General features: G+C 70.1%; 4 protein-coding genes. All 4 read left to right on the forward strand.

Annotation, left to right across the window (positions count from 1 at the left end):
- The first annotated feature begins 19 nt into the window (after positions 1 to 19).
- The 4 genes from ABD347_RS08080 to ABD347_RS08095 all read left to right on the forward strand — a co-directional run bounded on the left by ABD347_RS08080 (position 20) and on the right by ABD347_RS08095 (position 11945).
- Complete coding sequence (locus tag ABD347_RS08080; RefSeq protein WP_344358256.1) at positions 20 to 3784, forward strand: laminin G domain-containing protein; 3765 nt, start codon at positions 20 to 22, stop codon at positions 3782 to 3784.
- 189 nt (positions 3785 to 3973) lie between these two features.
- Complete coding sequence (locus tag ABD347_RS08085) at positions 3974 to 10396, forward strand: RHS repeat-associated core domain-containing protein (protein ID WP_425575604.1); 6423 nt, start codon at positions 3974 to 3976, stop codon at positions 10394 to 10396.
- Positions 10397 to 10479: 83 nt separating this feature from the next.
- Positions 10480 to 10902: a hypothetical protein gene (locus tag ABD347_RS08090; protein WP_344358259.1), complete on the forward strand. Its 423-nt coding sequence runs from the start codon at positions 10480 to 10482 to the stop codon at positions 10900 to 10902.
- A 287-nt stretch (positions 10903 to 11189) separates the two neighbouring features.
- On the forward strand, positions 11190 to 11945 hold the full coding sequence (locus tag ABD347_RS08095; protein WP_344358261.1) for a TVP38/TMEM64 family protein: 756 nt from the start codon (positions 11190 to 11192) through the stop codon (positions 11943 to 11945).
- Positions 11946 to 11983 lie beyond the last annotated feature (38 nt).

An 11983-nucleotide genomic window follows, 5' to 3' on the forward strand; every position in this document is an offset into this window, starting at 1 on the left:
CCGCACCGGGGAGACCCGCATGAGACCCGACAGAGGGCACGCCGCCCGGCTGACCGGCACGGCACTCGCCCTGACCTTGGCGCTGACCGCCGCCCCCGGGAGCCCCTGGGCGGCGCGCCCGGCCACCGCGGCCGCGGCTGTGCCCCAGACGCCGTCCGACAAGGCGCTGGCCCTGGCGGAGGCCACGGGCCAGCGCGTTGAGGTGCTCGAGGAACGCACCGAGCGTGACACGGTGTTCGCCAACCCCGACGGCGGCACCTTCACGCTGGAGAAGTCGATCGTCCCGGTGCGCGTGGCCACGCCGGACGGCGGCTGGACCCGGCCGGATCCGACGCTGGTGAAGCGCGCCGACGGGTCGGTCGGGCCGAAGGCCGCCGCGGTGGACCTGTCCTTCTCGCCCGGCGGTACCGGCGCGGACCTGGTGACCATCGGCGAGGCGGGCTCGGCCGTGTCCCTTGGCTGGCCGGGCACCCTGCCGGCCCCGCGCCTGGAGGGCGCCCGGGCCGTGTACGAGGACGTCCGGCCCGACGTCAACCTCATCCTGACGGCGACGCCCGAGGGTTTCCGCCAGCTCCTGGAGGTGGAGACGCTCGAAGCGGCCGCCGACCCGGCCCTGCGGAGCATCGCGTACGACCTGGACGCCGAAGGGCTGAAGATCCGGGCGGGCGCGGCGGGCAGCATGGAGGCGGTGGACGGCAACGGCCAGGTCGTCTTCCGCTCGCCGAGCGCCCAGATGTGGAACTCCGCCGGCGGTCCCGCGGTGGGCGACGGCGTCTCGGCGCAGGGCGCCGGCCTGCGCCCGCTGAGCGGCCCGTCCGCCGCAGCGGAGCCGGAGCCCGTATCGGTGGCTCCGCAGGAGGAGGACCCGCTCGAAGGGCCCCGCGCCGGCGACGAGTCGGCGGTGATGGACGTCGTCCTGGGCAAGGACTCCGTCCGGGTGGTGCCGGACGCGGATCTGATCGCCGCGACGACCGAGGCGGAACTGCCGCTCTACATCGACCCGTCGGTGGAGCTGAACGAGTCCGAGCGCACGGTGCTGTCCTCCGACGGTGACGTGTTCTACAACTTCTCGGGCGGCACCAACGGCATGAGCGTCGGCAAGTGCGGCACGGCGGTGATCGGCGGCGTCTCGTACTACTGCGGCAACGGCTATGTCAACCGCATGTACTTCGAGTTCGCGCCGGACAAGCTGAAGGGCAAGCACGTCCTGAGCGCGGCCTTCACGGTGACGGAGACCTGGTCGTTCTCGTGCGACGCCCGCTGGGTCGACCTGGAGCGGACCAACAACATCTCCTCGTCCTCCAAGTGGCCGGGCCCGACCAAGCTGGACCAGATGGGCGACCGTTACGTGTCGGCCGGCCGGGGAACCAACTGCTCGCCGTCCCAGCCGGCGGCGCCGATCCGGTTCGCCGACAATCCGGAGGAGACCGACGAGAACCTCACCCCGACCGTCAAGGCCTTCGCCGACGGGTCGTTCCCCCGGCTGACGCTGATGCTGATGGCCAAGGACGAGACGGACACCGTCGCCTGGAAGCGCTTCGACGACGACGCGGTCCTCACCGTCAGCTACGTCAGCAAGCCGACCACGCCCACCGCGTACGGCGTCAGGGCCGGGGCGGGCCAGGTGTGCAGCACCTCCGAGTCGTCGCCGACCGTCATTACGGACCCCCGGCCCGACCTGGTGGCCACCCCACGTACGGCGACGGGCGGCGAGACCGGGGCGCGGCTGCGCGTCTACTTCGACCTGGACGTGAAGAGCGGCACGTCGTGGGCGGACGCGCCCGAGCCGAGCACCGGATCGCTGAAACCCACCACCGGATACGTCTCGTACAGCACGACGACGAAGAGCTTCCCGGCGCAGACGAAGGACTGGGACAACCCGCTGACCGACGGCAAGCTGTACCGCTACCGGTCGTTCACGCACTCGCTCTACAACAACGACGCGTCGTACCTGTCGAGCTCCCAGAGCCCGTTCTGCTACTTCCTGGTGGACAGCAAGGCCCCGCAGAAGCCGAGCGTCACCAATTGGACGGTCTACAGCGAGTGCGTGTCGGGCGGCAGCTGCGTGCCCGGCGGCGGCCCCAGCCAGTCCGGCACGGTCGTCTTCGGCCCGGCGCCCGGCGAGACCAGCACCAACACCGGCTACCGCTTCAAGCTGTCCTCGGATACCGCCTGGTCGGCGTGGTCGAGCGGCTCCACGTACAAGGCGACGATCGCTCCCCCGTCCTCCGGTACGTACCTGCTGCACGTCCAGGCCAGGTCGGCGGCCTATCCGCTGGGCGGCGACGAGCAGATCGTCAGGTTCCTGGTGAGCGAGGGCCCCAAGCCGGTCGCGCGCTGGAACTTCGACGAGACGAGCGGCGCGGCCGTGGACACCTCGAGCACGGACGCCGCACTGCGCAACGACTTGACGCTGTCGGGCGCGGTCCGCTCGCCCAATGGGCGGCGCGGCGAGATCGTGAAGCAGCCGGCGACGGAGACGACGCCGGAGGTGCGCGGCCAGGACCAGGCGCTGCGGCTGGCGAACCCGGCGTACGCCGCGTCCGCGAAGCCGGTCGTGCAGACGGCGGCCTCGTACACCGTGGCCGCCTGGGCCCGGCTGGACGCTACGGGCGGGTTCTTCACCGTGGCGGGCCAGGACGGCACGTACTACAGCCCCTTCTTCCTCAGCTACTGCGAGGGCGTGAAGACGTGGTGCGTCCGGCTCGCCGACGCCGACGCGTCGTCCACGTCCCTGGACAACCAGCGGGTGAACGCCAAGGACCCCGCGCAGGTCAAGGTGTGGACGCATCTGGCCGCGGTCGTGGACCACGACAAGAACGTCCTGTCCTTCTACGTGAACGGCCGACTCCAGGGCACCGACACGATCACCTCCAACTGGTCCGCGAACGGCGGCTTCCAGATCGGGCGGGCGAAGTACAAGGGCGGCTACGTCGACCACTTCGGCGGTGAGGTCGACGAGGTGACCGTCTGGCAGGCCGCCAAGTCCGCGACCGAGATCGCCACGGAGGCGAGCCTCCTCGACGGTCCGGACGGCACCGGCATGCCGCACCTGGAGCTGGTGGCGGACCTGAACGCCTCCGGAGCCTCGGGCACCACGCTCCGGGACACGACGAGCAACTACGGGCCGTCCCTCACGATGGGCGCCGGGTCCCGGCTGGACGGCGAGTCGATCGTCCTGGACGGCACCGGCGGCGCCGAGTTCTCCGGCTCCCCGCTCGTCGACGCCACGGGCTCCTTCACCGTGGCCGTGGAGGCCCTCGTCGACGGCGCCGCGCTCGTCGACAAGCCCAACGGCCACCGAACGCAGATCCTCGGCCAGCGCACGGCGACGGGCTCCTCGTGGGGGCTGTGGTTCGAGAAGACCGGCGTCGACGCCACCGGGCACGAGGTGCTCGACGCGAACGGCGACCCCGTCATCGACGAGGCGACCGGTGAACCGCTCTCCGAGCACTGGGCGCTGGGCCGCTGGCACTTCGGCCGGCTGACCGCCGACGGCTCGGGTACCTCCGTGCAGAGCGACGAGACCGCGGTGCTGGGCACCGAGGTGCAGCTCGTCGGCGCCTACGACGCCCAGTCGCAGGAGATCTCGCTCTTCCTCGTCGACCGGCAGGGCGTCCCCACCGCCTACACGGCGGCGGCGAGCAGCGGTGGCCCCGCTGTCGGCAAGGGCTGGTTGAACAGCGCGTGGGGCAACCACACGCCGGGCCGGATCAACCACATCCGGATGTGGGCGGGTGCCGTGCAGAGCGCCCACCACAAGACCGCGGTCGTCGGGGACTGACCCCGCGCAACCGCTGAACGAGGGCGCGGGCCGTCACCCACGGCCCGCGCCCTCTCCGTCACACCGACAAGAAAGCAGAACGTGTTCAGACCACGATTGCGGAGAGACAGTCTCCGCGCCGGCAGACTCAGCACCGGCGGGCTGCCGGTGATCGGAGCGCTCGTCCTCGCGCTGACCGTCCCGACGGTGATGCCCGCGACAGTCGCCGCGGCGGCCTCCCCGGGCGCCCCCGAGTCCGCCGACACGCGCGTCAGCCGCGTCCGGCCGGTCGAGGGGCTCGGCGCCCAGGAGGCCCGGCAGCGGGTCACCCGCGACAAGAAGGCCAACCAGCGGCTGATCGACCGGGCGCGGTCCGAGCGCCGCACCGTGTCCTGGCCGAAGCGCGGGGCCTCCGGCGTGGTGGACGTCGGCGCCGTCCCGGCGTCCGGCGCCGCCCGGCCCGCGAAGCCCGCGGCCCCCGGCAAGGCGACCGTCACGGTTCTGGACCAGACGGCCGCCCGGAAGGCCGGCGTCACGGGCGTGCTGTTCACGGTGGCCGCCCCGCAGCCCGGCGCGGCCCGGGTCACGGTGGACTACGCGTCCTTCGCATCCGCGGTCGGCGGCAACTGGTCGCACCGGCTGGGGCTGGTCCGGCTTCCGTCCTGTGCGCTCACGACCCCGGCGAAGCCGGCCTGCCGTACGACGACACCGGTGGACTCCACCAACGACGTCGAGGAACAGACGGTCACGGGCGACACGGCCCTGGCGCCGCGCTCCGCGCCGACGGTGATGGCCGTGGCGGCGGAGGAGACGACCACGTCCACGGCCGGCGGCGGCGACTTCGCCGCGACGCCGCTCGCGGTGTCCTCGGCGTGGGAGGCCGGTGCCTCCTCGGGCTCGTTCACCTGGTCATACCCGATCACCCTGCCCCCGGCACCCGCCGGCCCCGTGCCGCCGCTGTCGCTGGCGTACGACTCGGGCTCCATCGACGGCCGTACCGCCAACACCAACAACCAGGGCTCCCTGGTCGGTGAGGGCTTCTCGATGACCGAGTCGTACGTGGAGCGCAAGTACGGCAGTTGCGAGGACGACGGCCAGGCCGACAAGAACGACCAGTGCTGGAAGTACGAGAACGCCTCCCTCGTGCTGAACGGCGTCGCCAACGAGCTGGTCAAGGACGACACCAGCGGCCAGTGGCGGCTGAAGAACGACGACGCGTCCCAGGTGTTCCACGCGACGGGCGCCGACAACGGTGACGACGGCGACGACATCACGGCCGGCAAGGGCGACGGCAAGGGCGAGTACTGGAAGGTCGTCACCGGCGACGGCACCACGTACACGTTCGGCCTGAACAAGCTGCCCGGCGCCGGCACCGAGCGGACCAACTCCACCTGGACCGTCCCCGTCTTCGGCGACGACAGCGGTGAGCCGGGCTACAGCTCGGGCACCGGTTTCTCGGGCCGCGCGAAGACCCAGGCGTGGCGCTGGAACGTCGACCTGGTCCAGGATGTGCACGGCAACGCCGCGACGTACTGGTACACCAAGGAGACCAACCACTACGCCAAGAACGGCGACAAGACGCAGCTCGCGTCGTACGTCCGCGGCGGCTACCCCACCGACATCCGGTACGGGCAGCGCGCGGACGCGCTGTTCACGGGCATCACCTCCGGCAAGGTGACCTTCGCGTACAAGGAGCGCTGCACCGCCGCGTCGTGCGAGTCGCTGACCAAGGACACCGCCCTCAACTGGCCGGACGTCCCCTTCGACTCGATCTGCTCCTCCACCGCGACGGACTGCGCCTTGACCGGCCCGTCCTTCTTCACGCGCAAGCGGCTGACGGAGATCGGCACGCACGTGTGGTCCACGGCGGCCGAGCCCGACGCGTTCAAGCCGGTCGACTCCTACGCCCTCGGGCAGGAGTTCTTCGACGGCCAGGACATCGGCAACAGCTCCGACCAGGTCCTCACCCTCACGTCGGTGAAGCGCACCGGCTTGAACGGCACGGCCATCGGCCTGCCGCCGGTCGGCTTCACCTACCAGCAGCGGCCCAACCGCGTCGAGGGCGGCACCCAGCCCGGCGGCGCGAACATCCTGCCGCTGACCCGGCCCCGTATCTCCACCGTCACGTCGGAGACCGGAGCCATCACGACCGTGGTCCTGTCCAACCCGGAGTGCGTGCGCGGCACCAACATGCCGGCCGCCGTGGACAAGAACACGCACTCCTGCTACCCGGTGTATTGGCCGATCAACGGCGGCGACCCGGCGCAGGACTGGTTCCACAAGTACCGGGTCACCGCGGTCAACACGAGCGACCCCGCCGCCAAGAACCCGGCCGTGGAGTACAGCTACGAGTACGCCACCCCGGCCTGGCACTACAACGACGACCCGTTCACCAAGGAGAAGGAGCGCACCTGGTCGGTGTGGCGCGGCTACCAGAAGGTCACCACGTACACCGGTGAGCTGGGCGCCACCCGCTCGAAGTCCGTGAAGCTGTTCATGCAGGGCATGCACGGCGACAAGCAGCTGGACGGCACCACGCGCACCGCGACCGTCGAGCCGATCCCCATGACGGGCGTCACCCTGTTGGCGGCGACCGACTCCGACCAGTACGCGGGCCAGCTGCGCCAGGACATCACCTACGACGGCGCCAAGCCGATCGCGTTCACGGTCAGCGACTTCTGGTCGAAGCAGACCGCCAGCCAGCGGAAGTCGTACGCGCACACGAAGGCGTACTTCGTGCGCACGGCCCGCACCTACGAGCGCACCTGGCTCACGGCCGTGCAGAAGTGGCGGACCACGGCGTCCTCGCACACGTACGACGACACGTACGGCATGCTCACCACGACCGAGAACCACGGCGACTGGTCGGTGGCCGGGGACGAGACCTGCACCCGCAACTGGTACGCCCGCAACGCCGCCAAGGGCCTGACCGGGCTGGTCTCCAGGACCCGCACGGTCGGCAAGCCCTGCGCGGCCACGGACGACACGCTGGCGCTGCCGGCGAACGCCGACTCGCGCGGGGACGTCATCTCCGACGCCGCGACCGTCTTCGACGACCCGGCGGCGACGGGCTGGACCCCGGACCAGACGCCGACGCTCGGCCTGCCCACGTGGACCGGTCAGCCCAAGGGCTACCCGGCGGCGAACGGCACGGCCGACCGCAACCCGTCCGCCACGTCGTGGCAGACGGTGTCGGTCAGCACGTTCGACACGGCGACGGCCAAGCTGGGCCGGCCCCTCACGGTGAAGAACGCCGCGGGCCAGGTGACCAGCACGGCCTACTACCCGGCGGCCGGAGGCCCGGTCACCGGCGTCATCATCAGCCACCCCAAGCTGGCCTCGAACGGGCAGATCCACAAGGCGTACACCTACGTCGACCCGGCGCGCGGCTCCGTCTCCCACACCCTGGACGCCAACCTCAAGCGCACCGAGCACACGCGCGACGCGCTCGGCCGGATCACCGCCACCTGGCTGCCCAACCGGTCGAAGGCGGGCGGCGACAGCCCCTCCGCGACGTTCGCCTATGGGCTGAGCCAGACCAAGCCGTCCTGGACATCGGTCTCCAAGCTCAAGGCCGACGGCACAACCTACCTGACGTCGTACACGCTGTACGACTCGCTGCTGCGCCAGGTCCAGACGCAGACCCCGGCCGCGACCGGCGGGCGCATCCTCACCGACACCCGGTACGACGCCCGTGGTCTGGCCGTCATCACCCAGTCCGACGCCTACGACAGCGGTAGCGCGCCCAACAGCACGTACACGGGTGTGGAGTACGCGCAAGCCCCGGTGCAGAACGAGACCGTCTACGACGGTGCCGGGCGGGCGGTGAAGACCACCCTGTCCTCGTGGGGCGTCAAGAAGTGGGACACCACCACCACGTACACCGGTGACTCGGTGGCCACCAGCGCCGTCGAGGGCGGCACCGCATCGCGGGTGATCACGGACGCGCTCGGCCGGACGAAGGAGTCCCGCACCTACGCGGGCCCACAGCCGAACGACACGGAGTACGGCGCCACGCTCGGCGCCTCGTACACCCGCGTCGCGTTCACGTACACCCTGGACGGCAAGCAGCGCACCGTCACCGGCCCCGACGGGGCGGTCTGGTCGTACACGTACGACCTGTACGGCCGTCCGACCACCGCGACTGACCCCGACAAGGGCACGACGGCCACCAAGTACACCGTCCTCGACCAGATCGACCACACCAAGGACGCCAAGGGGCAGTTCCTCCACTACGGGTACGACGAACTCGGCCGCAAGACGGGCCTGTGGCACACCAGCCGCACGGACGCCAACAAGCTGGCCGCGTGGACCTTCGACGGTCTGCTGAAGGGCAGGCCCGACCAGTCGATCCGCTACGAGAACGGCGTCAACCAGGCCAACAGCAAGGCGTACACCAAGACGGTCACCGCCTACGACAGCCAGAGCCGTCCGACGGCGACGACGCTGACGCTGCCGGACACCGACCCGCTGGTCGCCTCCGGCGCCGTGCCGCCGACGCTGGCCTTCGGGACGGCCTACCGCCTCGACGGCACGATCAACAACACCAAGGAGCCGGCGGCGGGCGGTCTGCCCGCCGAGACCGTCGAGACGCTGTACAACGGCGTGGGCCTGCCGGTCTCCCAGTCCGGCATCAGCGGCTACCTGCTCGGCGTCGACTACTCCGCCCTGGGCCAGGTGCACCAGCTCCAGCTGGGCACGTCGGCGGCCGCCAAGCGGGTCTTCCTGTCCCGCACGTACGAGTCGGGCACCGGCCGTGTGCTGACCTCGTCCACCGACGACCAGACCCGCGGCCCGGTCCAGGACCTGCAATACACCTACGACCAGGCCGGCAACATCACGTCGATCTTCGACCGTGCCGACACCGGCGCCGGCGCCGACCACCAGTGCTTCACCTACGACGGGCAGCGCCGGCTGACGCAGGCGTGGACGCCGAAGACGGCGGACTGCGCCGCCTCGGGCCGTACGGTGGCGAACCTCGGCGGCCCGGCCCCGTACTGGACGGGCTGGACCTACAACACGTCGGGGCAGCGCGCGACGGAGACCCGCAACACAACCACCCCCGTCACCGCCACCTACTGCTACGACCCCGCCAGGACGCACGCTCTCAAGGCGACCACCACGTCCACGGCGACCGGCGCCTGCGACACCACGGCCGCCCAGTACACCTACGACGCCAACGGAAACACCGAAACCCGCGCCGAGGCGGGGGGCTCCGCGGTGCGCCAGTCACTGCTGTGGAACCCCGAGGGCAAGCTCTCCCGCCTGACGGAGGGGATCACCGCAACCGACTACCTGTACGACGCCGACGGCACGCTCCTCATCCGGCGCGACAACGCCTCCGGCGGGGAGACCGTCCTGTACCTCGGAGCCACCGAGGTGCACCTGAAGGCCGGCAAGAAGTGGGCCAACCGCTACTACACGGTGGGCGGCACCACCATCGCGCTGCGCAGTAACGCGAGCGGCACGGAGAAGCTCGCGTTCCTCTCCACCGACCACCACGGCACCGGCAGCATCGCCGTCTCCACTGACACCACGCAGACTCTGAGCAAGCGGTACACGACGCCGTTCGGCGCCGTCCGCGGCAGCGGCGTCGGCAGCTGGCCCGACGACAGGGGCTTCCTAGGCGCGCCCGCCGACAGCGGCACCGGCCTCACGCACGTGGGCGCGCGCGAGTACGACCCGTCGACGGGCCGGTTCCTGAGCGTCGACCCGCTGCTGACGGCGGACCAGCACCAGTCGCTCAACGGCTACAGCTACGCCAACAACAACCCCACGACGCTCAGCGACCCGTCCGGCATGGCCGTCCCGGAGTGCCTGACCGGGGAGATCTCCTGCACGGGAGGCATTCCCGACACGAAGGAGGAGCGGGAGGCCAAGGAGAGGCAGAACGGCAAGAGGAAGGGGAGGGACTCCTCCGGCACGTCCTACGTGTACAAGGACGGCAGGTCCGGAAAGGCGCCGCCCGGGGCTCCGCGCTACAACCGCTACCTGGAGCAGATCCTCTTCACCAACGCCGACATCGCGGCGAAGCTCCGCAAGGAGCGGGTCAACCAGATCCTCGACGGCAAGTGGGACCTCACGAATTACCTTGAGGAAGCGGTGGAGGACATCGAGGAGAAGGTGTGTCACCGCGGGGCACGGGACGGCTGCGGCGCGTACAACCTGGCCAAGGACCTCATGGAGCTGTTCGGCCCCGACGAGGACGAGGCCAACGAGATCATGGAGCGGATCGACGAATCGTGGAAGCGCAAGAACAACAAGTCGAACAATGAATTCGGCTTCGAGGACGACGAGGAGTTCCAGATCGCGCTGACACTCGCCATCCACGGCCACGAGGTGATGTCGAGAAACGACGACCAGCAGAATCCGCACCGCGGTGACGCCTGGGTCGACGACATGCGCGCCGACTTCAAGGCGATGAGCAAGAGCACCAGTTCCAACACCCTGCAGGGCCATCTGCGGAAGGCCGAGCAGCAGCAGGTGGATCTCACCGTCATCGACGTACGCAAGAGCGGTATGAGCGAGGATGCCGTGATGAAGGGCTTCAACAGCTTCAACCGCGGAGGCCGGACGATGCAGCGGGTGATCGTGTACGGAAACGACTATATGCTCGACCTCAAGGTGAAGTAGGAAAAGCACGGAAAGGCGGGGTGTCCGGGAGATTTTCCCCTCCCGGGCACCCCGCCCTGTTTCGGAATCCAGGAGCATGCGTGATGGGACGGTTCGAGCCGTATGGCGGCTACAAGAAGGACTTCGCGGTACACGCAGGTCCCGCGCACTCCCCCTGGGACCGCGCGACGTTCGCCGAGGAGATTCGCGGCGACGTCGACAGAATCATGGGCATCACCCTCGCCGAGGAGACCGGCGGCCGTCCCGTGTCCGGCGCGTGGTCGTACTGGTTCGAGAGCGACGACCTCAGTGTGCGCCTGGTGGTCGCCGACCCCGAGGGCGACGGCCCGCTGGACAGGGCCCCGGCGTACGTCGTCCCCGTGTCCCGTTCCGGGGACGTGGAGACCTGGCAGCTCGCGGAGAGGCTCTACGACGGCCTCGACGCGCTCGGCAGATATCTCCTGATCGCCCTGGAGGACGGGGGCATGCCCGTCGCCTCGAACTTCGACATCGGGGACGACTGGTGAGACGCGGGGACGCGGCACGGTGAGGCGCCGGGCATGAGCGGTGCCGGGCGCGGCGCCTCACACCATGACACCGCCAGCCACCAGCCTCTGGGGCGGGGTGCCCGGCCGTATCCCACCACTGGATCCCGACCTGCTCAGGTCGCTGCAGCTGATAATGCTGATCTTGCTACCGGTTGCGTTAGCGGTCGTGAAGGATCTCAACCGTGTTGGTCCACACGCCGTCGGCCTGCTGGGGCAGATGATGACCGGCGTGGTCGGCCAGCCGACTGCCCCTGGGAGCCGACGCGGTGCTCGCGGGAACGACTGCGGGCGCGGCCCTGCCGTTCGGCCTCGTCCGCTGGCTGGGGCGCCCGGTCGTGGCCCGCTACGCCGGCTCCGGACGGCTGGCCCGGCTGGACGCCTACCTGACACGTCGCGGGTTCACGGCCGTTCTGGTGGTGCGGCTGGTGCCGCTGTTCCCGTTCTCGGTCGTCAACTACGGGGCCGGAGTGGCCGGCGTGCGCTTCTCCTCCTACGTGACCGCCACGGCCCTGGACATCATCCCGGGCACGGTCGTCTACACCGGGCTCGGTGGTTCCTTGGGCGACCCCGCGTCTCTTCCTCCGCACCGCGCCGGGCCGACCTGCTCGGCGCCCGCGCCCAGCTTGGCCACCGTCTTCGTCAGCGGCTGCTCCACCGACTCCCCGCCGCGGCACTCCGAGCGCCTGCAGAAAGCCGCCGGCCTGAAGAGCTTCCACGTTGAGACCACCAAGGACTTGTGGGAGAAGACATCGGACCAGACAGGCAGGGACGGTCCGAACCTGGAGCTGAAGACCACGGTCAAGGAGCTCGACAACGGCTTGGTCCGAGTCGAGCTCACGGGGGTAAACCTGACGAACTACCTTCGGATCCTGGACTACACGGCCCATGGCGGTGTGGACTCGAAGAACTTGGGCCGGCACCACAGCGCTGAGTCCGTCCGCATGTACGACGAGGTCGCCGGTGTACTCGACGGCATCACCAACGTCCGGGCCCTAACTGATCGTTTCAGAATGAGGTTCTGAGTCGCCTCAAGCAGATGATGCTGCAGGCGAGTTGGAGC

This window comes from Streptomyces gobitricini (assembly GCF_039532985.1).
Lineage (GTDB): Bacteria > Actinomycetota > Actinomycetes > Streptomycetales > Streptomycetaceae > Streptomyces > Streptomyces gobitricini.